The 22661-nt window shown below is 44.2% G+C and carries 17 protein-coding genes and 1 other annotated feature; of the genes, 9 read left to right on the top strand and 8 right to left on the bottom strand.

The annotated features are described in order from the left end of the window. Window positions 1–86 precede the first annotated feature (86 nt). From DOT_RS15755 to dcuS, 3 genes are all read right to left on the bottom strand, one after another. A complete protein-coding gene (locus DOT_RS15755; protein WP_009620766.1) occupies window positions 87–1445 on the bottom strand; it encodes a 2-hydroxycarboxylate transporter family protein in 1359 nt (452 codons plus the stop codon). Window positions 1446–1930: 485 nt separating this feature from the next. Beyond that, on the bottom strand, window positions 1931–2638 hold the full coding sequence (locus DOT_RS15750) for a response regulator (RefSeq protein ID WP_009620761.1): 708 nt from the start codon (window positions 2636–2638) through the stop codon (window positions 1931–1933). Next, a complete protein-coding gene (dcuS, locus tag DOT_RS15745) occupies window positions 2635–4242 on the bottom strand; it encodes a DcuS/MalK family sensor histidine kinase (protein ID WP_009620759.1) in 1608 nt (535 codons plus the stop codon). The genes DOT_RS15750 and dcuS overlap by 4 nt, the downstream gene beginning before the upstream one ends. Window positions 4243–4422: 180 nt before the next feature. Here dcuS and DOT_RS15740 point away from each other — a divergent pair, with 180 nt between their 5' ends. Continuing rightward, window positions 4423–4953: a nitroreductase family protein gene (locus DOT_RS15740; RefSeq protein ID WP_009620755.1), complete on the top strand. Its 531-nt coding sequence runs from the start codon at window positions 4423–4425 to the stop codon at window positions 4951–4953. Window positions 4954–5175: 222 nt separating this feature from the next. On the opposite strand, the gene DOT_RS15735 is transcribed toward DOT_RS15740, so the two are convergent. Beyond that, window positions 5176–6378 (bottom strand): ATP-binding protein, encoded by a 1203-nt coding sequence (locus tag DOT_RS15735; RefSeq protein ID WP_009620753.1) that lies wholly within the window; start codon window positions 6376–6378, stop codon window positions 5176–5178. Between the two features lie 233 nt (window positions 6379–6611). On the opposite strand from DOT_RS15735, the gene DOT_RS32735 reads away from it, so the two are divergent. The 3 genes from DOT_RS32735 (at window position 6612) to DOT_RS15725 (ending at window position 7560) form a co-directional block, all read left to right on the top strand. Next, window positions 6612–6803, top strand: coding sequence for a DUF4143 domain-containing protein (locus DOT_RS32735; RefSeq protein WP_009620751.1), 192 nt, complete (start codon window positions 6612–6614; stop codon window positions 6801–6803). 132 nt (window positions 6804–6935) lie between these two features. Further along, the gene (locus DOT_RS15730) at window positions 6936–7163 is read left to right on the top strand and encodes a type II toxin-antitoxin system prevent-host-death family antitoxin (RefSeq protein WP_009620750.1); all 228 of its coding nucleotides are present in this window, start codon (window positions 6936–6938) and stop codon (window positions 7161–7163) included. Beyond that, complete coding sequence (locus DOT_RS15725; protein WP_009620749.1) at window positions 7147–7560, top strand: PIN domain-containing protein; 414 nt, start codon at window positions 7147–7149, stop codon at window positions 7558–7560. Before DOT_RS15730 ends, DOT_RS15725 begins: the two co-directional genes overlap by 17 nt. A 235-nt stretch (window positions 7561–7795) precedes the next feature. On the opposite strand, the gene DOT_RS15720 is transcribed toward DOT_RS15725, so the two are convergent. From DOT_RS15720 to DOT_RS15705, 4 genes are all read right to left on the bottom strand, one after another. Further along, a complete protein-coding gene (locus DOT_RS15720; RefSeq protein ID WP_009620748.1) occupies window positions 7796–9037 on the bottom strand; it encodes an efflux RND transporter periplasmic adaptor subunit in 1242 nt (413 codons plus the stop codon). Beyond that, window positions 9024–12131 carry an efflux RND transporter permease subunit gene (locus DOT_RS15715; protein WP_009620747.1) on the bottom strand — a complete coding sequence of 1036 codons (3108 nt, stop codon included), beginning with the start codon at window positions 12129–12131 and terminating at the stop codon, window positions 9024–9026. The genes DOT_RS15720 and DOT_RS15715 overlap by 14 nt, the downstream gene beginning before the upstream one ends. 128 nt (window positions 12132–12259) lie before the next feature. Next, window positions 12260–13312 (bottom strand): HAMP domain-containing sensor histidine kinase, encoded by a 1053-nt coding sequence (locus DOT_RS15710; protein ID WP_009620745.1) that lies wholly within the window; start codon window positions 13310–13312, stop codon window positions 12260–12262. Further along, window positions 13309–14022, bottom strand: a complete 714-nt coding sequence (locus tag DOT_RS15705) for a response regulator transcription factor (RefSeq protein ID WP_009620742.1) — start codon at window positions 14020–14022, stop codon at window positions 13309–13311. The genes DOT_RS15710 and DOT_RS15705 overlap by 4 nt, the downstream gene beginning before the upstream one ends. 266 nt (window positions 14023–14288) lie before the next feature. Between DOT_RS15705 and DOT_RS15700 the strand changes: the two genes are divergently transcribed. The 5 genes from DOT_RS15700 to DOT_RS15675 all read left to right on the top strand — a co-directional run bounded on the left by DOT_RS15700 (window position 14289) and on the right by DOT_RS15675 (window position 22582). Next, window positions 14289–15704 carry an FMN-binding glutamate synthase family protein gene (locus tag DOT_RS15700; RefSeq protein WP_009620737.1) on the top strand — a complete coding sequence of 472 codons (1416 nt, stop codon included), beginning with the start codon at window positions 14289–14291 and terminating at the stop codon, window positions 15702–15704. 69 nt (window positions 15705–15773) lie between these two features. After that, window positions 15774–15989 (top strand) — a binding site (T-box leader). A 609-nt stretch (window positions 15990–16598) separates the two neighbouring features. Then, on the top strand, window positions 16599–19262 hold the full coding sequence (locus tag DOT_RS15690) for a valine--tRNA ligase (protein WP_040412423.1): 2664 nt from the start codon (window positions 16599–16601) through the stop codon (window positions 19260–19262). Between the two features lie 167 nt (window positions 19263–19429). Further along, window positions 19430–20752: a folylpolyglutamate synthase/dihydrofolate synthase family protein gene (locus DOT_RS15685; RefSeq protein WP_009620718.1), complete on the top strand. Its 1323-nt coding sequence runs from the start codon at window positions 19430–19432 to the stop codon at window positions 20750–20752. A 203-nt stretch (window positions 20753–20955) separates the two neighbouring features. After that, complete coding sequence (locus tag DOT_RS15680) at window positions 20956–21582, top strand: DUF47 family protein (RefSeq protein WP_040412421.1); 627 nt, start codon at window positions 20956–20958, stop codon at window positions 21580–21582. Beyond that, window positions 21575–22582, top strand: coding sequence for an inorganic phosphate transporter (locus DOT_RS15675; protein ID WP_009620714.1), 1008 nt, complete (start codon window positions 21575–21577; stop codon window positions 22580–22582). Before DOT_RS15680 ends, DOT_RS15675 begins: the two co-directional genes overlap by 8 nt. The last annotated feature ends 79 nt before the right edge of the window (window positions 22583–22661 follow it).

The raw sequence follows: 22661 nt of genomic DNA, 5'->3' as shown, positions 1-22661 counted from the left end.
GGATGAACCCCGCTCCCCAAAGCTGGGAGCTTGAACAGTTAGTTTGCTCTGCGTCGTAAGACTGAGCGCTGTGTCACACAAGTCCCCTAATGCCAGAGCTTCATTAATATTGTGGCAATTACAATCATCGAGGCCCCGCCAATTCGAGTGGAAATCTGAGCAAAAGGCATCAATTCCATCCGATTTGAAGCAGAAAGAATAGCGACGTCTCCTGTTCCGCCCAGACCGCTGTGACACCCTGTGACGATAGCGGATTCAATAGGATACATGTTCATGAAGCGACCGATGAAATATCCGGAAGAGATCATGGCTATAACCACAGAGGCACAGACCACGAGGTATCCAGGAGTCACTGTGGCAACGACATCTTTCAAAGGGGTATAAAGTACACCCAAACCGACCATCAAAGGCCAGGTGAGGCTCGAAGAGACAAACTTGTATAGATGAAACGAACCTTGTTCCATTTTAGCAGGCATAATGTTGAGATACTTGACGATAGCAGCGGTGAAAATCATAATAATTGCGCCCGGAATTCCGATAAACGGGCTCGCGAAGTTACCGAAGACGAAAAAAGTACAGGCTAGGAGAAGTCCTGCTCCCATAAGAGGAAAATCAACTGGTTTATCAATGCTTTTGGAGTTCAACAATTCTGAGTCATCGCCGGATTTGACTAGTACGCCGTTTCCGGTTAGCTCCGGTTTCTTTTCCCCTAAACGCTTTAATAATCCGGCACATACAATCGCAACAATATTACCAATAACAGCGGCTGGAATAAGTTGGCCGACTAAAGCTTCTTGAGGTATTTTCAAAATAGTGGAGTAGCCGATAGAGAGTGGAAGTATGCCTTCACCAATACCTCCACCGATAATTGGGATAATAATATAGAAAAATGTGCGGTGGATGGTGTAACCAAACAAAGTACCGACGAGCAACCCAGTCGATATAGCACCAACTGTCCCAACAATGAGAGGAACAAACATGCGCAGAAAACCTTGAACGAGAACTTTCCGATTCATGCCCAGAATACTGCCTACGACCAAGACGGAGATATACAAATAGAGAAAATTGGATGTTTTCATAACAGCTGTTATTGCTTTTAAAGCCGAAGGATTGATTAAATTGTAAAAGACCATAGTGGACGGTATCATAATAGCCAAAATAGCAGGACCGCCAATATCTTTTAAAATTGGAACCTTAAGCCCGATATCCCCGAGAAGGACCCCCATGATGATGATGACCGCAAAACCGCCGAGCATATCTGCAGGGAGTTTGCTGTAAGCAGATGCGGCATAAATGATCACTGCCAAGATTAAATAGAGAGGTAAGGGAACAACTCCAACTTTTGTGTTCGCAAACTTGGAGACGAAACCGGAAGGTGGGATTTCATTATTCTCAGACGACTTTAATATGGGATTTGAGACTTCCGTATTCCTGGCCAGACTCATAGAAGCACCTCCTGAATTTATTTTCTTCTCCATATTAAGTTTTTTCAAACAATTTGAACAGTTTATTTAATTATGTTAACTGTTTTGTAACTAAAGTAAGTGAAAATCGGCCGAATGGCCCGTTTTTTAATTTATTAGGATTAAATAGGTATGAAAAGGTTATAAATTCCAAACTGGAGTTATAAATAATTTATTATTAAAAAATAAACCTGAAAAAACAAACTTTGACAAATAATATATTATTCTAGTTAAAGGGATATACAGATTATTGTTGATAAACTTTATTAACTGTTTTGTAATTAAAGAAAGAGAGTATCAATACTTACGAAGTGCTAATATAAAGCCACGGAACAATAGTGCAAATGTTCACATTTAGGTACCGAATATGAGGAACTGGGTATGAAACGTCATATTGTTAACACTGGAATCTTGCTTGCAGGAAGATAGGTGAACTACACAAAAGGTTGGGCATATTGCCCAACCTTTTAAAAATAAGTTTTTATTAAATCATTTTCAGGCTTTGGGCAGCGGTGTTGATAGACTGGTCGACCGATTGAACCATAAATAATCTCCATCTCGATTACACCAATATCTGTGAGAAAGCTTAGGTATTTGCGCATCGAAACCCTTGATATTCCAACACAGTTAGCCATTTCTTCAGTCGAAAACGAGCGTTCTTTCATTTCTTGGATGTTTTCCCAGACAGTCTTCAGGGTGTTTCGAGTCAGACCTTTCGGCAATTCACTTGGCATAGTAACTGGGGTTGGATGAAGAAGTCGTAGATCTAATTCTGCCTGGCTTAGTTTTTCTTGATCCTTCGTCATGCTTACCCATTCTCGGTAAGCGGATAAAGCTGTTTTGAAACGTTCAAATTCAAAAGGTTTAATTAAATAATCAACTGCTCCATAGCGTAAAGCTTTTTTGATACTTTGACTATCACAAGCAGCGGATACGACAATAACATCAACCCCTTGGCCTTGCTTTCGGACCTGAGTCAATAAATCAAATCCATTCATACCTGGCATAAATATATCAAGTAAGATTAAGTTTATTTCTTGACAATCCAAAATAAGCAAGGCATCAGTAACCGAAGGGGCGACTGCTATTAACTCAAAGCCCTCGACTTGCTCAAGATATCGCTTATTAAATTCAGCGACCATAGGATCATCTTCTACGATTAAGACCTTAATCATTCCATTTCATCCTTGCTCTTGTAAGGTAAAGACACTTTGAATTGAGTTCCTTGACCTTCCTCTGAAAGTATCTCGATTTTCCCATTAAGTCTCTCCAGACTTCGTTTCACTAAGTACAGTCCTAAGCCCCTGTTAGGTCCTTTGGTAGAATTGCCTTTAACAAAGATTTGACGTTTAAGCTCATTGTTAATACCGGGCCCAGTATCGCTTACTTCAAGGATTATAACACCGTTTTCATAAGAAAAGTTTACGTCAATCCGTTTAAGTGGGCAATCAACGACCGCATCCAGCGCATTATCGACCAAATTTCCAAACACGGTAACTATATCGTGAATCATTTCTGGGTTTGCCGGTTCAGGTAAAAAGCATTCCTCGAACAGTACTAACTCTGCCCCAACCTCTCGGGCATAACTCATTTTCCCCAATATAAAGCCTGCCAATACTGGATCTTTAATATGTCTTGAGATAAAACCGATTTCATTTTGTTGCTGATGAGCAATCCGACTGATGTACTTGGATAGCTGGTCATAATATTTCATATGGACCATACCGAGAATAACCTGTAATTTATTCATAAATTCATGGGCCTGTGCGCGCAAGGCCTCAGCGTAGAGGAGCACACCAGTTAATTCTTCAGCCATTTGTTTTATTTCGGTTTTATCTCGAAACGTTGCAATCGCTCCAACACTTTTGCCGTTGACAAAGAGCGGAATAACGTTCGTTACGAGCGTTATTCCAAATAGATTTAGTTCCTGATCTAATTCCGCACTCCCTGTTTCCAGCACAAGCTGCATACGTGTGTTGGGTACACAGTCCGTTACTCTTTTTCCAACCGGGTCGCCCAGAATGCCAGCTTTATTAAATAGCCGTAAGGCAGCAGCATTCGCAAGTGTAATGTGGGAATCTTTGTCGATCGCCAAGATACCTTCCCTTACGGATTCTAACATGGCACTGCGTTCTTCGAGCATTTTGGCGATTTCGTTCGGTTCTAAACCAAACATAATGTGTTTAATTTTTCGAGCTAAGAATAAGGCACCAATAACTCCTACCAGTAATCCGAAGCCAACACTGATAAAAATAATTAGTCGACTCTGGGCGACAGCCTGATTTACATTATTAAGCAAGATCCCAACGGCAACGGCCCCAACTTGTTTACCAGTGGGAGTAACGATAGGAGTAAATGCACGTAAGGACATGCCCAGCGTTCCTTTGGCATTGGAAACGTATTCGTGACCCTTTAGGGCCTCCCCTTCGTCTCCCCCCACAAAGGGCTGCCCAACTTTGCTAATATCCGGATGAGACTTTCTTATCCCCTTCATATCTGTGACAACAACGAACTCGACGTCGGTGATCTGTCGTATTTCATTCGCAAAGGGCTGAATTTCCGAATCGGCTCTTTGACCATTAAGAGCTTCAATTACAAGAGGCGTGTGGGCAACAATGCGGGCAATATTCGTCGCTTTATTTGCTAGATTTTGTTGCGTGTTATCAGCAACTTTCTGACTAATTAGGATGTCGGTTACCGTTAAAGATAGAGCCACTACACCGCAAACTAGCAAAGTCATGATGGTCTGCAAACTAAAAAAAGGCTTACTCGTCCGCATGTTTTCCCTCCCAACACTTTCAAGTGAATTACCTGCCAAGAATAAGCAAAGTGGGCCAGAATGTCAAGGGGCTTGCGCTCTCCTCGAAAGCAGGAGAATGAGCTAATCTTATAGAATAATTTTTAGTAGAGAAGATAATATAAAGAAAAAAGCTAACAAGAGAATAAAGGAGAGATTGAGATGAACTTTCTGGAAGTGGTACAGGCCCGTCGGAGTTTGCGCAGTTATCTCGATAAGCCGGTGGAACGTGAAAAATTGGAGTATGTCTTGGAAGCTGCGAGGTTGGCACCGTCTTGGAAAAATCTGCAGTGTTGGCGCTTTATTGTAGTTGAAGATGCGAATGGTCGTCAGGCTTTGGCTGATAGTATGGGGGAGAGCAATCCTGGGCGTAAGGCTTTGACTGGGGCTCCGATTGTCATTGTGCTGTGTGCTGTGCCGACTGAATCAGAAGTATGGGAAGGCAAGGATTATATGATGCTTGATGCAGGTCTTGCGATGGAGCACTTGTTGTTGGCAGCGACTGATCAAGGTTTAGGGACGTGTTGGCAGGGCTTATTCACTGAGGAGAAAGCCCGAGAAGCTTTAAATGTTCCGGCTAATGTTCGTGTTTTGGCTATGACTCCTTTGGGTTATGCCGCAGAGGAGCGGAGGCCACGCCCTCGCAAAACGATGGCAGAGATTGTTTACCATGAAAAATGGGGTCAAGCTTAGAGTGAAAGATAATTATGGTTTTTAAATTCAAAAGGAACCCCTTGACCATTTAGGTTAAGGGGTTCACTTTTGAAGTTGAAAACCTATTTTAGCACCCTTTTTATAGAGCTAATCCGGGAGACGAGGAAAAATGCAGCCAAAATTATAAGGATTTCGACTGCATTTTGCAATTGCTTTTTCACCTCTCAAGTGAACCCGTTAGTTTTTTACGGCTCTCCTTTTTTAGGTTTTCTGAAGCCAGTCAAGCAGATTGAGATGGCGGATACCTGAAAAATTCCCTCCGGCGCCAATATCGTCAAGGGTCAGAAGAATCTTTGGATAATTGTCCGCAATTTTCTGCAGAGGTTCCAGTTCGCGATTCAAAGTGCTTTCATCGAGTACTGAGGCAGATACCTGGTAGTAGGTTATTCCATTCATGTCTCTAGCGACGAAGTCAACCTCTTTTTCGTAGAGTTTGCCGATATTGACCTTATACCCACGCCTGAGTAACTCTAGGTATACCACGTTTTCGATCATGTGACCAAGGTCGGAGGATGAACTGGAAAGCAGCATATTACGGATGCCGGAGTCTACTAGATAGTATTTGCCAAGTGTTTTCAGATGCTGTCTGCCTTTGATGTCGTAGCGCTCAACTTTATAGAAAATATAACTGTCTGCCAGGGCACGCAGGTAATGTTCTACAGTGTTGACAGAAATCTTCCGGCCGCTTGAGTTAATAGTGTCGCTGATTTTTTTAGTCGAGATAGGACTTCCGACGCTTGCAGCGACAAACTTAATTATGTTTTCCAGGAGAGAGACGTCGGTTATGCCTCCCCGTTTAGCAACATCCTTTAACAAGATCGTGCTGTAGATACCGTCTAAATATGGTATAACGACGGCATCGCTGCGTTCAAGTATGGCGACATAAGGAAAAGAGCCAAACCGAAGATAATCGTTAAAGTTTTCCCGTATAGTTTTTCCAGCGCTATTAGAGGTTTCACAGTACTCTTTAAAAGACAAGGGAAGCATATCAATAGTGACGTAGCGTCCGGAAAGCAGCGTCGCCAGCTCGCCAGAAAGCATGTAAGCATTTGAGCCAGTGATATAGACATCTACATTTGCTTTAATAAACAGGCTGTTTACTGCCTTCTCAAAGGATTTACAGCTTTGCACCTCATCAATAAGAACATAAGTATATTTGTCCTTGCACAGACGTTCCTTCACGTAGTCGTATAACGCTTTGTAGCCCAATAAGTTCTCATGTTCCACGTCTTCAAGATTAACGTAAATAATCCGATCTTCGGAAACGCCAGTAGATTTTAAATAGTCGATATACAAGGTAAAAAGAGTGGATTTTCCGCAGCGCCGAACGCCGGTTACCACCTTGATGATTTGCTTCTCGCGTCCGGAGATAAGCTGATTTAGATACTCTTCGCGTTGGATCACTTCAAACACCTCTTTTCATAAACTAAGTGTATACCAATAATTTACAAAAATCAATATTTTTTCTCTGCAAAGAAAATAGTATTATTATTATGCAGTTTTTTCTTATACGACAAAAAATAACCTATTTGTTCTCTCTATATTTGTGCTAATTCTTTGCTAAAAAGCGTGCTAAAATAAGTATTCCACTCCAGAACAGAACCCCTTGACCATTTAGGTTAAGGGATTCTGTTTGAGTGGAAACCATAAAAACATTTAATCAATTTTGCAAAATATGTAAATTCATCTATTATAAAATTGTATTTTACTTTTATAACAACCTCTTAAAACGGGTCACAAAGATGTCGATGCTTCACTTCCTTGATACAGGTCTTTGCGCCCATCTCTTGAAATGGGGTAATCCCGAAGCTCTGGAGAGAAATAAATGATTATACTGCTGCAAAAATGCGAAAGAGATGTTAAAAATGCATACCGCGCATAATCGAACGATTCGACATTGATGAATTGTTCGATTATGATATAATTAAATCATCTAATATTATAGACAAGGGGTGGTTCGAATGCTTATTACTGCGACTGAATTTAAAACAAACATTGGGAAGTATTTAACACTCGTTAATGAGGAGGAAATTATCATCACGAAGAATGGAAAAGGGATTGCAAGACTCTCTCCTTTAAAAGAAGATAAGGTAAAAATGGCGGAATCATTGTTTGGTATTATTCCCAATGATATGACTCTAGAACAGGCAAGAGAAGCGAGGTTAAAAAAATATGAACGTCCTGATTGATACAAATGTCATGCTTGATGCCTTGATGAACCGTACTCCTCATAATATCTCTGCCGAAAAGATTTTTAGGTTTGTTGCGGAAGATAAGTTAAATGCATCCATAACTGCAAGCTCTGTAACCGATATTTACTATTTCCTTAAAAGATATTTTCACGATACCAATCAAGCAAAGCAGATACTTACAACAATTTTTAACCTATTTAAAGTTATTGATGTTACAAGAAGTGATTGCGAAAAAGCACTCAGTCTGTCAATGGATGATTATGAAGATGCCTTATTGTCAACCTGTGCCAAACGTAAGAGACTTGAGTTAATTCTTACTCGTAATGTAAAAGACTTCGCTGGGTCACCAGTTACAGCAATTACACCCGATGACTTCATTACTAATTATTTTTAATAAACATTAGGGTGGGGCGATACTTTATTTTAAATGTGTATTTCCTACACCTAGCAAGATGCAAGTAGTGAGGACGGGTTGAGAATATGAAACATTATAAAAAATGACCACGATTTAATAACAAGTCGTGGTCATTTTTCTGATAAAAATCTGCTAATAGGGCTTTTGGGGTTGAGATCTAAAAGTTCACAGGTGCTGATATCGATATTGACTGCCTCGAATGAGATTTCACTAATTATTTTACAACATTGACCTGCTCACCCTCATTGAGAAAGATTTGTCCTTCGGTGATGACCTGATCGCCTGCTTTGAGGCCACTTGTAATTTCACTGAACTTAGCGTTGGATAATCCGGTGGTTACGGGGACTTTTTTTACAGCACCCTGGGCGACGGTATAAACAACCGACGTGCTATTTTCGATCTTGATTGCTTCATTGGGTACAGTCAATATATTATCCTTTTTTGCTTCGGGTAAAATAACCCTTGCGAACATGCCGGATTTTAGTTGATCCGTCGTTTGAATCAGAATCTTGATCGTATAAGCTTGGGACTTGCTATCTGCGTCAGGGCTTATATAGTCAACGGTACCCTCTACCGTCTGGTTATCCAACGCATTCATTTTCACAGGAACGATTTGGCTTTTTTTGACCTTAGCTACCATTTTATCCGGTACACTAATCTCGGCGACCATCGTGTTGGTATCAATGATCGTAAATGCAGCGGTGGAACTGGAGATGATTTCCCCTACATCCACATTCCTTACAGATACTATGCCTGAAATGGGAGAGGTGATCACAGCATTTTTGAGCTGCTCAGCCGCATAATTTACACCGGCGGCTGCCTGATCGACTTGGGCCGAGGCCACGCTGATCGACTCCGGCCCGGACTTATCCTTTAGCAGGTTCAGATTAGCCTCGGCTGCTTTTAAATCAACCTCTGCGCTTTGATATTGTTTTTGAAAATCATCTAAGGCTAGTTTGGAGATGGCCCCGCTATCATATAGTTGCTTATTTAGATCATATTTTTTCTTGGCATCATCATAAGTTAGCTGTTTGGTTTGCAAAGTTTGCTCGGCTTGGATAATTTGCTGATCATAAGCGGAGCCTTCAGTTTTCTCAAGATTAGCCTGGCTGGCAGCGAGGTTGGCTTGCTGCTGCTGAAGCTGAGCCTGTAAGTCGCCAGATTCTAAGGTAAATAGGACCTGACCTTTCTCTACTTTTTCACCGGCCTCAACATTAACCGTCGCGACTTTGCCGACTGTTTTGGAGGAAACATTCACTGCTTGAACGGGTTGCAACTTACTGGCATATTCAACCTCGGTGGTTATGGAGGACACCGTCGCTGCCACGGCTTTGACATTTTTTAGTTGTTGATTAACTGGAGCTTCTTTATTTCCAAAGCCTAAGGATAACGAAGTGAATATTAGACCAGAAATTATCAGCGCTGTTCCTATGCTTATTGCTTTAATATGCCTCATAATTTGTTACCTCCCCGACAACTTGAATTGGCTTCTTTTTTTTGGACAGACGCTGCTTTAGATCCTCCATCATTGTATAAACCACGGGCAGAAGAATAGGAGAAAATATCGTAGAAGTGATCATGCCACCAATAATTATGATGGCCATTCCGCTGCGCATTTCACTCCCTGCGCCGGTGGATAGTGCTGAGGGCAGCATGCCGACAATCATGGTTGCGGAGGTCATCAAGATGGGTCTTAACCGAGTGGTTCCGGATTCAATCAAAGCTTCTCGCAGAGGTACCCCGCGTTTCATCAAGGTATGGGTATAATCAATCAACAGAGTCCCGTTCTTAGATGCCAACCCGTCGAGCAATATTAAGCCGATCATCGACATGATATTCAACGATTGGCCGGTTAAGGCTAGCAATCCAAAGGCCCCGATAATTGCGCAGGGCAACGAAAGCATCCGAATAAACGGAGTCAAAAAGGATTCATATAAAATGACTAGAATGGCATAGACCAGAATAATCGATGCCGCCAGGGCTTTGATCAGGGCGCTGAAGCTATCGGCCATATTCTTTTGAGTGCCATCGAAGCTTATCGTATAGCCAGCGGGCAGTTTAAGGGTGTCGAGTTTGCTTTGAATGATCGAATGCACATCTCCCAGCGTACTGTTCTGCAAATTTGCCGAGACGGTTACGATATCCTCTCGATTCTCTCTTGATATCTTCAGCGGACTGTCCGCATACCCGATGGAAGCGACCTGATTCAGGGCAATCTGCTGTCCTGCTGAGCTTTGAACCTTAATTGCTCCCAAATCATTGGGGGTTTTGATCTGGTTATCCATATACTGAACGACAATGTCGTATTCATCGCCGTTCTGCCGGTAGATGCCGGCCTTCGATCCTTGCAGGCCTGTCCGGAGTATGGTAGCAATATCTGAGGCATTCACTCCATACTGGACGGCTGCAAGCCTGTCGATTGTTACTTGGATCTCACTCTCTGTGGTCCGCTCTGAATTCGTGACATCCGCTGTACCCGGGGTGGCTTTGACGATATCCTCCACTTTGGAGGACAACTCTTTTAAAACTGCGGGTTCTTGTCCACTAATAGTTAGCTGGACAGGTTTGCCATTTCCCCCAGCAGACTGTGCTTCAGATACATTGAACTGGACACCGGGTAGGGTGTTCCCCCATTGGCGCATTTCTGTCGCAATGACACTCTGACTCTCGGGCCGTTTACTTTTATCCACAAGTTTGACGATGATATTGGCGGAGGATTTATCAGAGTTGTTTCCAATAGTGGTCAGGTAATCCTTCACTTCACCCATGGACTGCAGATGCTTTTCAACCAGAGATACCTTTTCTTCAGTCTGGTTTAAACTGGAACCTGGTGTAAGATTTAAATCGATGGTTATCTGGCTTTGATCACTTTGAGGCGTAAACTCAGTTTTGATAAAACCTAAGGGGAGTAAGGAGATAGCCAGAATACAGCCGACCATGATGAGACTAACAATTTTCCAGCGGTTGTCGAGCGACCAGGTTAATAATTTTGTATAGATTTCAGTGACACGGTCAAAGAGATGTGAGAATCTCCCCGGTTTTTTAGTTTTAAGCTGTAAATCTGTAGCTTCTTCAGATGGCTTCTTTTTCAAAAATAGGGAGGATAACATCGGTGTCACCGTAAATGAAACGAGCAGGGAAAATAGGGAAGCCGCAGCAACCGTGAGGCCAAATTCTTTAAAGAACTGCCCGACCATGCCCGACATAAAGGCTACGGGAATAAAGATCACAACGTCACAGAGCGTGATGGCAATTGCCGCCATTCCAATTTCGCTGCGCCCCTCAATTGCCGCCTGTTTCGGGTTTTTCCCCATTCCCAGGTGCCTTTGAATATTTTCGAGAACCACAATGGAGTCATCCACCAGAATACCTATACTGAGGGATAAGGCCATTAGGGTCATCATATTTAAGGTGAATTTAAACTCGTACATCATAAAGAAGGTAGCAATCAAAGAGGTTGGAATAGCAACCAGGACTACGAGGGATGACCGCCAGCTGCGCAAGAACAAAAAAAGCACGAGAGCAGTCGTAATGATTCCTTCGAAAAGGCTGGTTTGCACGTCCTTCAGAGAATCATTGATAAACGTGGTGCTATCGGTGGTGACGATGACGTTCACTCCGGTGGGTAGCTGCTTCTGGATGTCAATCAATTCTTTTTTGACGTTATTCACAGATTCCACGACATTGGCATCACTCTGCTTTTGAATACTGATGCCAATCGCATTTTGGCCATTCAACATTAATAGTTGTTCATTGTCAGGATATTGCAGTTGAATATCGGCGATATCCGCCAGCCGCACGTTCCCCCCACCTGAAGTGGGAATTAATAAATTGTTAATCTCATTGATGTCTTTAAACTCGCCAACCAGTTTGACCGCTTGGTCGCTTGTTTCCTGACTGATCCGGCCAGCGGGCATATTACTATTTTCTGTCTTCAGCCTGGTCAGCAGAGTATTAACATTGATTCCGTAATAATCCATAGCCGTTTTATCTAATTGAATGGAAAGTTGTTTATCATTGGCTCCCTGCAGGCTGACCTGACCAATGCCCGGTATTTTCTCCAGATCCTCTTTGATCTTATCTGCTTCATTTTGCAGTTGGTCGTAGGGGGCTGTCCCCGTTATACCCAGAGTCATCACAGATTGAGCGTTCATGTCGATCTTGGATAAAATCGGAGAATCGGCATCGACGGGCAGTTTGCCTGCAGCCGCATCAACGGCCTTCTGCACATCTAAAAAAGCCGAATTCATATTCGTTTCCATGGTGAAGGCTATAACGGTTTGCCCAAGGCCCTCTTTGGCTGTAGACTTGAGGGTATCAATTCCGCTGATCCCAGAAACGGCATCTTCAACGGGTTTGACAACGTCTTTTTCGATCTCCTCCGCACCGGCTCCGTTATAACTAGTTGTGATGGTGATAATCGGGATATTAACCGATGGATATAAGTCTGCCCCCAGACTCGTGTAACCGATGATACCCAGACCAATACATAAAGCCAGTAATACGAAGACTGCTGAAGGCCTTTTTACCGATAAGTCAGTAATACTCATGTTTTAAGGTACCTCTTCCATTAGTTTTAATGGAGATAAGTATACTGAGTAAAGGTAAAACCCTGCTAAAGAGAAAATAATTAAATGTGAAGCAAATGTGAAAAAAAATAAAGTGACACACAATAGGGTCACTTCACAAGCGGCAGGCAGAACCGGACTCCCAATCCCCCATAATTGGAATGAAAGGCTTCGATCCCACCGCCATGATGCTCAATAATCGATTTGCAGCTGGCTAAGCCCAGTCCCATACCGCCGCTTTTATTCTGTCTGGATTTGTCGACTGTGAAGAACTTAAGAAACAGAGAGGACAGTTCCTTATCCGGTACACCCAGTCCGTTATCCTCTACCTGGAAATAGGCATTGTTGCCCTGCACATAGCCACTCATATAGACCTTCAAATCTCTCTTTTCAACATACCTTACGGCATTGCTGAAGAGGTTCCCAAAAACACGGCGGATCATGTGTTCGTTAATCAGGATGTGTTGGTTTGGGTTGAAGGTGTGATTCCAAGCCAGCTCAAAATTAAACCCGGATAATTCGATTTCATATTCTGCAGCAATGTTTTCAAAGAGTTTTCGTGCTTCAAAGGATTTCATATCGATAGCTTCCAGTTCAAGCTCATCCTTGGTAAACGAAGAGAAACCGTTGATAAGTTCAGCAATATGCCTTGTTTTCTTGAGAATGAGCTCATAAAATTCCTGTTTTTCCTTCTCAGAAAGATTTTTCTGTATCGCTAGCAGTTCCACAAAACCGTTGATGGTAGTCAGTGGAGTCTTCAAGTCATGAGCCATAGCGGCAATCATACCGACTTGCTCCTTATGTGCCCGATGAAGTCTATCCTCCATATCATTAAAGTGGTTGTAGAGTTCTCCGATCTCATCGTTCCTTCTTGAGTTTAGTGTGGTAATCGGACGTCTTATATTGACACATTTTAGCCGCGTATTAAGAAGTTGCAGCGGTATGGTTATGGTGAAATGTAAATAGATTGCCAAAATGACAAATACGAGACCCGTTAAAAAAAGCAGATAAAAAATCACTTCAAAATGCACTGGAGTTGAGAAGATTCTTAACGCTTGGGGTCTTTCATTGGTAATGAACGTTTTTATAAAAATAGCGCCAGGAGAAAGTATCAGCGTAAAAACCAACAGAAACAGAAGAGGAAGCTTAATTTTTAACTTCATAGGCCTTCCTTCCCTTCGGTAAATTTATAGCCAATCCCCCAGATCGTTTTAATAAAGTCATATTGGCTGCCGAGCTTTTTGCGGATATTTTTGATATGTACGGTGACGGTATTGATTTCTCCGTATTCGCCTGCCCACACATTTTCATAGATTTGTTCTCGGGTTAAGACGTTATTGGGATGATGCATGAGAAACGAGAGGATCTGAAATTCCTTCGTCGACAGATCAATCTTCTGGTTGTCCAAAAAAGCCTCAAAAGTCTTTTGGTTTAAAACCAGCTGAGCAACAGAAGCGATAGTATTAGGAGCAGTCTCCTGCCCGAGTTCCTGCCATTCTTTGTACAAACGGTCAACCTTTCTGAAATGAGCCTTAATCCGCGAGGTAAGTTCCTGAATACTAAACGGTTTGGTCATGTAGTCGTCCGCACCTATTTCCAGCCCAATTATTTTGTCAATGTCTCTATCGCGAGCGCTTAAAAACAGAATGGGAATGCTATATTTGTTGCGGATGTTCCGGCAAACTTCCAGTCCATCCATTTCGGGCATCATAATATCCAGAACAATAAAATCTATCGGATTTTCTTGAAGGGCAGACAAAGCCTCTTGGCCAGAATAAGCTGCTATAACCTCGAATTGTTCGAGCCTTAAACTTTTCGTGATCAGTTTTACAATGTCCCGATCATCATCCACAACTAAAATCGTTTTTTCCATTATTTCACACCCAGCTTTATTAGTTTTCCTTTAGCATATCAAGAATTTATGAAGCAAAAATAAAAAAACTATAAAGAATAATAAGACTTATAGAGGCAGCATTGGTGGGAAGGGTATTTCTGATAACATGCAAGCAAGAACCGTCCCCACTTGCATCCCTGCTTGCGCCGGGTTTCCTTTGTATATTATTAGCCAAGCAGCATAGACTATGTCCATTAGACTGAGAAGATAATTTGCATAATAACTAAGATGGGGGATTGACCTTGTTGCTAGAGACGGCCCTGCTCGTTCTTGCTCTCTCAGCTTTGGGGGCGCTGATAGCTGGAGTCATAATACTTGGTATACTTTTTTTTGTGGGTAAACGGTTGTTTCGAACCATCGTCCAACGGCTCTTTGGCTTAGTTATGGAAAGGCTCCTGGAAGACAAATACCACGAAAATCTTATGGAACTCTGGGGTGCGATGCGTCGTACATCCATACAAAATATCCTGGAAATTAGTTTGCGGGCCGAAGAAGGAAAACTTATCCAGAGGCCGCTAGGTACCCCAAAGTTGTTGCCCCATTACGATACCCTGATGTTTGTCCCCGGCCAAATGGCGCGGCTTCCTAAGGAGGGCAATATTCCGATCGACATGCAGGTAACTCTGGGTAGCAAAGCAGAAAAGCCTCTGCAAATTGAAATTCCGTTAATGATCTCCGGCATGGGTTACGGAGTGGGTCTCAGTGAAGAAGCAAAGCGAGCCTTAGCGAGAGCAGCAAAACAGCTCGGGACCGCCACGTGCTCCGGTGAGGGACCTTTTTTGCAAGAGGAACGAGATGAAGCAGGAAAGTTTATCTGGCAAATCAGTCGGACTAGCTGGGGTCGTAGTTCGCAAGGTATGGCCACTGCGGATATGCTTGAAGTTCAGATGGGCCAGGGGGCGAGGATGGGTCCTTTTACGGTAGAACCCAATGCAATCAAGGGAAAGGCTCAGAAATTAATGGGTATATCGCCAGTAGAATCGGTTGTGACTGCGGCGGTCATATCAGGAATCAATACTCCTTGGGATTGGATAAAGTATGTTGCTGATTTGCGGGCAGAAGCCGCCGGGAAACCGATTGCCATTAAGCTTATGGCGACTGGGGGCTTAGAAAGAGACTTAGCTGTATGTTTAGAAGCTGACTTCGATGTCATCGTTCTCGATGGTGCCCAAGGTGGGGCTTCCGGCGCGTCTCCGATCGTTTGCGATGATTTAGGGATTCCCAGTTTATTGGCCCTGGTGCGCGCTGAACGTTTTTTGCACGAGCAGGGTGCTCGTCAAGACGTGAGTTTGGTAGTCGCTGGGGGATATGCTACGCCCGGGGAATGCTTAAAAGCCATAGCCCTGGGGGCGGATGCCATCTATCTGGGAACGGTGCCGCTGTTTGCGCTGGTTCATAAGCAAATACACAAAGTTTTCCCCTGGGAACCGTTGACTCAATTAGTCTATTATAATTCTCCCTATAGGACACGGCTGGACATTAATTTAGCGAGCAAAAGCGTGGCCAATGTCCTAAAATCCATGGCGATGGAGATGGAGGAGGGAGTGAGAGCTCTGGGGAAAACGGCTTTGTCTGAGCTGGGCCCCAACGACCTCGTAGCTCTGGATGAATGGACGGCTCAGGTAACGGGTGTAAAACGCGCATATTCTTGGCAGGAGTAGATCATGGATGCCCCTTATTTTGACAATGTTTATATTGCCGAGTATAATGTATTAAATAAAATATTCATAATAAACTCGAAGAATGTGAGGAAAAGCGTCAGTGAACCGTTCAGAGAGAAAGGCCATTGCTGGGAGGCCTTTTCGGCAAGGCGCTCAGGTCGCACAGGAGAGGCAGTGGGGAATGAAGTACTCACTGACGGAAAACCCGTTAGCAAATGACAAGTGCTGGGAAACGCAATGTTTCTCAGAATAAAGGTGGTACCACGAAAGCTTTTCGTCCTTTACCCAGGATGAGAGGCTTTTTTTGAGTCAGAGGGGGAGGAAGTTTCTCTGCCCGTTCACGCACGCTGCATTGCTATTCCCTTGACGTTAAGGCTAAAACGCAAAACCTCTGGGCTTTCTGCAAGTGAACCGTTGCGTTTCTTAACGCCTTATCGTCTGCGCTCATTGACGCAATTCCGCTAAAGCGTTCTCTAAGCAGAGAAACTTCCTCTGGGCTTGGGGTCGACGGGGGTTGGTACGACAGGAGTTGGTACGACGGGGGTTGGTACGACGAGAAATGTTTTCGTTGTTTGCGTCGTTGACGCAAAGGCGCTTGGATGGAGGAAAGCGGGAAAGAGCTAGGGGAGAGGGGATTTGCGTCGTTGACGCAAAATATTTGGTGGGATGCAAGGGCGGTCCAAGGGTGGTCAATGTACATAGGCAAATGCAGATCTATCGTTGAAGCAACGTAGTGGGCGGATGACTAAACTAGGATGATTGAGAAGTTACTTTAATGGGCAAATGTGTAAAGAGGAACCATGTTTCAGGGAAACATGCAGTAATGAGCCATCCCTAGTTGCTCATTCGGTAACACGTTATTTCAATAGTTAAGATAAAAGGAGTTAAATTAATATGGCAGAGATTGAAAAGCAAGAAAAACTGGAAATGGCAAAGGCTTATGAACCTGGCTTAGTTGAAGGAAAGTGGTATCAATATTGGGAAGAAAAAGGGTTTTTCCATGCTGAGGTCAATAAGGATAAACCGCCCTTTAGTATTGTGATGCCGCCACCGAATGTTACGGGTGCGCTTCATCTGGGTCATGCTATGGACAGCACAATTCAAGATATTTTGACGCGTTATAAGCGGATGCGGGGATTTAATACGCTCTGGTTACCGGGGACTGATCATGCGGGGATTGCAACCCAAGCTAAAGTAGAAGAGCAGTTAGCTAAAGACGGTACGAGTCGTGACCAACTTGGGCGCGAGAAGTTTGTCGAACGGGTTTGGGAATGGAAAAGGCAGTATGGTGGACGAATTACGCAACAGTTACGTCGGCTGGGTGCTTCTTGTGATTGGCAGCGTGAGCGGTTCACGATGGACGAAGGGTGTTCAAAATCAGTTAGGGAAGCATTCGTGGATCTTTATAATAAAGGCTTGATTTACAGAGGAAATTATATTATTAATTGGTGCCCTAAATGTCACACAACGATTTCGGATATTGAAGTGGAACACGTAGACAGGGAAGGCCATTTATATCATCTGAGTTACCCGGTCAAAGATAGTGACGAGGCCTTGATTGTAGCGACTACGCGGCCGGAAACAATGCTTGGGGATACGGCTGTGGCGGTTCATCCGGACGATGAGCGGTATAGCCATTTAATCGGAAAAACGTTGATCCTCCCCCTTGTGGAGCGAGAAATTCCGATTATTGCTGACGAGTATGTCGATCGAGAGTTTGGGACGGGTGCCGTAAAGATCACGCCCGCGCATGATCCTAACGACTTTGAAATCGGGCTTCGCCATAAGTTGCCCCAGGTTGTTGTCTTAGATAAAGAAGCTAAAATGAATGAAAATGCAGGCAAATATCAGGGGATGGACCGTTTCGACGCTCGTAAGAAAGTTGTAGAAGATTTAAAAACAGCAGGGGTCCTCGTCAAAATCGATGTCCATGATCACGCTGTCGGGGAATGCTATCGTTGTTCCAGTGTTATTGAACCGATGGTTAGTAAACAATGGTTTGTGAAAATGGAGCCGTTAGCGAAGCCTGCGATTGAGGTCGTGCGCGATGGGCGTTTGGAGTTCGTTCCCGATCGATTTGACAAGATTTATCTAGGTTGGATGGAAAACATCCGGGATTGGTGTATTTCCCGGCAACTGTGGTGGGGACACCGCATCCCAGTTTGGTATTGCGAAGCTTGCGGTAAAGAAATCTGCACGAAGGACGATCCGGTAAGCTGTCCAACCTGCGGAGCCAAGCACCTGAAACAAGATCCTGACGTTTTAGACACCTGGTTTTCATCGGGACTATGGCCTTTTTCAACCTTAGGTTGGCCGGAAAAAACGCCCGAACTGGACCAGTTCTATCCGACGTCTGTGTTGGTCACGGGCCGGGACATTATCTTCTTCTGGGTTGCTCGCATGATTTTTATGTCAATGCAGTTCATGGGCGAAGCGCCCTTCGCTAAAGTCATGATTCACGGACTGGTGCTGGATGCGAAGGGGCGGAAGATGAGCAAATCCCTAGGCAACGGCGTCGATCCGATTGAAGTGATCGAGCAGTATGGGGCAGATACCTTACGGTTTATGTTGATCACCGGCAATACGCCGGGCAATGACCTGCGTTTCCATCCAGAACGTTTAGAAGCAACCCGCAATTTCTCAAACAAGATTTGGAATGCCTCTCGCTATGTGCTGATGAATCTAGAAGACTATGCAGAAGGGCCGCGTGGGGAACTGACCCTGGCTGATCGTTGGGTTCTTTCTCGTTATGCAGCGACTGTGGAGAACGTCACAGAAGCTCTCGAAAACTTTGATCTAGGTGAAGCGGGCCGCTTACTTTATGAGTTTATTTGGAATGAATTCTGTGACTGGTATATTGAGCTCACCAAGCCCCGCCTTTATAACAAGGCAGACGGGTTAGCAAGGCATACGGCTCAATCCATCTTGTTTGAAGTTCTCGAAGGAACCCTGCGGCTTTTGCATCCGTATATGCCTTTCCTCACAGAGGAAATATGGCAAAACCTGCCTGTACAGGGCGAAACTATTATGATGCAGGCGTGGCCAGAAGTACCCACCTATCAAGATGCACTGGCTGATAAAAATATGACCCTCCTCATGGAATCGATTAAAGCGATCCGCAACATTCGCGCAGAGATGAAGGTGGCACCAGGCCAAAAAGTAGAGATCATCATGCTGGCCCCTGAGGCGACTCAACGCGAAGTCCTCGAAAATGGCAAAGCAGATATTCTGAAATTGGCTGGAGGGGCGAGTGTCGAGCTGTTCGCAGCGCTGGCAGAGAAACCTCCTCAAGCAGCTAGTGCAGTTTTGGAGGGAGTCGAAATTTATCTGCCTTTAAAAGGGTTGATGGATCTCGATAAAGAAGTAGCCCGTGTGGAAAAGGAGATTTCTGTTGCCATCCAGGATCAACAGACTTTGGAGGTGAAACTTAATAATCCAGGATTCACAGGTAAAGCACCAGCGGCTGTTGTAGCTAAAGAACGGGAAAAACTTGATGCGGTGCTGGCTCGTAAAGTTGCCTTAGAGGAACGACTAAAAGAGTTAAAGCAAAACGCGTAAAGTGAGGCCGAAGTCCGATTCGCGAGGCTTGAGTGTCTTTGTACTCTCGGGCTTTGACGAGCTTCGTAAGGGGAGATCTCCATTCTTGGCGATGCTGTCTGTTTAGTGACAGGCATGAGTGGAGAGGCAATTTCATGAAGTAGTTGAAATAGGAGGGGAAAGCGGGTATGTCCGAAAAATATCTCGAAAAGGAATATCAAGAAAGCTTACAATACCTCGTCAACATGACAACATTTGGTATTAATTTCGGTTTGGGACGTATTGAGGAACTTCTTAAGCGGTTGGGGAACCCAGAAAAGGCTCTGCGCGTAATCCATGTGGGGGGTACGAACGGCAAGGGTTCGACAACGGTCATGATCGCCCGTATTTTGAAAAGGTCAGGGCACAGAGTTGGGGTCTTTACTTCGCCCCATATGCATGATTGGCGGGAGCGCATGGTAATCAATGGATTAATGGTTTCCAAGGAACGGGTTATCCAGTTGATTAAACGCGTGGTCCCGCTTTTGGAGGACATGGTTGCCAAAGGGTTCGAGCATCCAACCGAGTTTGAGGTAAGTACCGCGCTGGCCTTTCTCTATTTCGCAGAGGAAAAGGTCGATTTTGCTGTGATTGAAGTTGGCTTAGGTGGAGCAATTGATTCGACGAATGTGGTTTCCCCTCTCATCTCGGTCATAACCAATGTGGGCATGGATCACATGGATTATTTGGGTTCTGATGTGGTTTCCATTGCCAAAGTAAAGGCAGGAATCATTAAACCGAACTCAGTTGTCGTGACGGCTTCCGAAAATCCGGAAGTGATTCAGGTATTGCGTGAACAAGCTAAGGCCGTGGGTGTTCCGCTTTGGTTGGTGGGAGAAGATGTTCGGTGGGAAAGCAAGTGGAGTGGGGAGCTGGAACAGGAATTTGATCTGGCAGGGCTGCATGGGGTTTACTCGAAACTGCGCTTGAGCTTGATAGGGTTGCACCAGCTACGTAATGCCGCCACAGCGGTGACAGTCTGTGAAGTGCTGAAAAATGACTATGGAGTTAATATCACTCGAGAGGCCATTTATACTGGCTTGAGCGAGGTCGTGTGGCCGGGACGCTTAGAACTACTTTCCCTAAAGCCTAAAGTCCTCTTGGATGGGGCGCACAATGTGGACGGAGCACAGGCCTTAGCCCAGGCTATCCACCTCTATACCCGGGACCGCCTCATCCTTTGTTTGGGTATGCTAGCCGACAAGGAACGGGAAAAAGTGGTAACTATGCTTGTGCCTTTGGCCGATGAAATCATTATCACTCGCCCTGATTCACCACGTGCGGGTGACTGGAAGGCTTTGGGAAGTTTGGCTGAAGAACATGGTCGACCGGTAACCTGCATTGAAAATCCTAAGGAAGCGGTTATCTTTGCACTCAGCCGGCTCGAGGGGAACGATATGCTTTGTGTAACAGGTTCGATTTACATGCTGGCCGATGCTCGCCAAGCTTTAATTGAAAAATTAAAATATTAAGAAAATCGGGACCAAAGAGAATGATGGTAAAAAACTTAACATACAATTTACACAAACCCACTTTGATTTGATATAATACTCCGTGGAATGAAGCCGACTTACTCAATGTACGTAGAGTTTTGTTGAAAAATTACGAATATTGTCCGTTTGAGGCTATTTCCGATGGGGTTCTGAGAAAATATTTAGGTTGGGGGTTATTTTTTATGTTCAGTTTGTCACCAAAAGAAGATAAATTTTATCAACTCTTTGGCCAAAGCACTGAAATCATCACTAAATCACTTAAAAGGCTCCAAGGAATTATGCAACAAGATTTCGTTTCCGCAGAAGACGCTGCTCAAATGCAGCGCTTCGAACATGAAGCAGACAATGTAACCACTCAAATCTTAGAACGGCTGAATTCCACGTTTATTACTCCGTTGGATCGTGAAGATATCTACAAGCTAGCCCAAGTTCTGGATGATATCGTTGATTATGCCGAAGGCACAGTAGAGCGCATGCATCTTTATCGTACGGGCAAACCCTCTCTGGGAACACAAGAACTTGTCCATTTGGTGGGCCTGGCGGCAGAGCAAATTCAGACAGCATTCTCTTGCTTGGGGAATATTCACTATAAAAAGACCAAGATCCAGGCCGCTGCCGAAGAAATCTACCACCTGGAATGCGCTGGGGACAAGCTTTATAGACAGGAAGTAGCTCGTTTGTTCGAACACGAGAAAGACCCGATTGAGATTATTAAATGGAAAGAGATCCTGGAGCATATTGAAGCGACGTTAGATCATTGTGAATCCATTGCCGATCTTCTCAAAAGTGTGGTCTTAAAATATGACTAATCTAGGTATGATGTTAGTCGTTGTGGTGTTTTTAGCCCTTGCTTTCGACTACATCAATGGATTTCATGATACAGCAAATGCCATTGCCACCAGTGTTTCGACTCGGGCGTTAACACCCAAACGGGCTGTGATTCTCGCCTCGACCTTTAATCTTATTGGAGCTCTTTATAGTACAGGGGTTGCCCAAACGATTGCCAAAGATATTATTTCACCTAAATTTGTGACTCAAGAGGTCGTAATTGCCGCTTTGCTCAGCGCAATCGCTTGGAACCTCGTTACTTGGTATATGGGAATTCCCAGCAGTTCTTCGCACGCCATTGTCGGCGGTATGAGCGGAGCCGCCGTTGCCAGGATAGGATTTGGCGTCTTGCAGTGGGAGGGTTTAGGGAAAATCTTAGCAGCGCTGGTTTTTTCCCCAATTATCGGTATGATTCTTGGTTTTACGATTATGAAGATTTTGGCCCTTATTTTTGCTCATGCTGCACCATCCCGTGTCAATCACGGATTTAAGAAAATGCAAATATTCTCTGCAGGATTGCTGGCTTTTAACCATGGGTCCAATGATGCCCAGAAATCGATGGGAATTATCACCATGGCCCTGATCGCGGCTGGGTTGCAATCCCAAACGGTTCTGGCCCCGCCCCTTTGGGTGAAATTTGCTTGTGCCTTAGCCATGTCTTTGGGAACCGCTGCAGGTGGTTGGAAGATCATTCATACCATGGGAGGCAAGATCTTTAAACTAGAGCCCATCAATGGGTTTGCTGCAGATTTAAGTTCCTCGATTGTCATCTGGTCAGCGACCGTATTTCCTGGTTTGCATTTGCCTGTTTCCACCACCCATGTCGTTTCAGGTTCGATCATGGGGGTTGGGAGTGCCAAACGAGTTTCCGCTGTGCGTTGGGGTGTAGCTCAACAGATGCTTGTCGCTTGGCTGGTAACGATTCCTTCAACATCTCTTCTTGCTGCCCTTTTTTATACGATTTTATCGAGATTTTTTTAAATATAAAAATAAGAAAAGCGCTACGGTTAACGATACCGGGCGTTTTTCTTATTTTTGTTTTTTAAAGTCTATTTCCTTT

The sequence above is a fragment of the Desulfosporosinus sp. OT genome (assembly GCF_000224515.1).
GTDB lineage: Bacteria > Bacillota > Desulfitobacteriia > Desulfitobacteriales > Desulfitobacteriaceae > Desulfosporosinus.
The sequence above is the reverse complement of the archived record's forward strand: the minus strand, read 5'-3'. Positions and strand labels throughout refer to the sequence as shown.

Excerpts from the sequence above, each read along its gene's own strand:
- DOT_RS15730 (WP_009620750.1), top strand. The coding sequence starts at position 6,936 with ATGCTTATTACTGCGACTGAATTTAAAACAAACATTGGGAAGTATTTA.
- DOT_RS15710 (WP_009620745.1), bottom strand. The coding sequence starts at position 13,312 with ATGAAGTTAAAAATTAAGCTTCCTCTTCTGTTTCTGTTGGTTTTTACG.
- DOT_RS15675 (WP_009620714.1), top strand. The coding sequence starts at position 21,575 with ATGACTAATCTAGGTATGATGTTAGTCGTTGTGGTGTTTTTAGCCCTT.
- DOT_RS15720 (WP_009620748.1), bottom strand. The coding sequence starts at position 9,037 with ATGAGGCATATTAAAGCAATAAGCATAGGAACAGCGCTGATAATTTCT.
- DOT_RS15725 (WP_009620749.1), top strand. The coding sequence starts at position 7,147 with ATGAACGTCCTGATTGATACAAATGTCATGCTTGATGCCTTGATGAAC.
- DOT_RS15755 (WP_009620766.1), bottom strand. The coding sequence starts at position 1,445 with ATGAGTCTGGCCAGGAATACGGAAGTCTCAAATCCCATATTAAAGTCG.
- dcuS (WP_009620759.1), bottom strand. The coding sequence starts at position 4,242 with ATGCGGACGAGTAAGCCTTTTTTTAGTTTGCAGACCATCATGACTTTG.
- DOT_RS15705 (WP_009620742.1), bottom strand. The coding sequence starts at position 14,022 with ATGGAAAAAACGATTTTAGTTGTGGATGATGATCGGGACATTGTAAAA.
- DOT_RS15715 (WP_009620747.1), bottom strand. The coding sequence starts at position 12,131 with ATGAGTATTACTGACTTATCGGTAAAAAGGCCTTCAGCAGTCTTCGTA.
- DOT_RS15690 (WP_040412423.1), top strand. The coding sequence starts at position 16,599 with ATGGCAGAGATTGAAAAGCAAGAAAAACTGGAAATGGCAAAGGCTTAT.
- DOT_RS15685 (WP_009620718.1), top strand. The coding sequence starts at position 19,430 with ATGTCCGAAAAATATCTCGAAAAGGAATATCAAGAAAGCTTACAATAC.
- DOT_RS15680 (WP_040412421.1), top strand. The coding sequence starts at position 20,956 with ATGTTCAGTTTGTCACCAAAAGAAGATAAATTTTATCAACTCTTTGGC.
- DOT_RS15750 (WP_009620761.1), bottom strand. The coding sequence starts at position 2,638 with ATGATTAAGGTCTTAATCGTAGAAGATGATCCTATGGTCGCTGAATTT.
- DOT_RS15740 (WP_009620755.1), top strand. The coding sequence starts at position 4,423 with ATGAACTTTCTGGAAGTGGTACAGGCCCGTCGGAGTTTGCGCAGTTAT.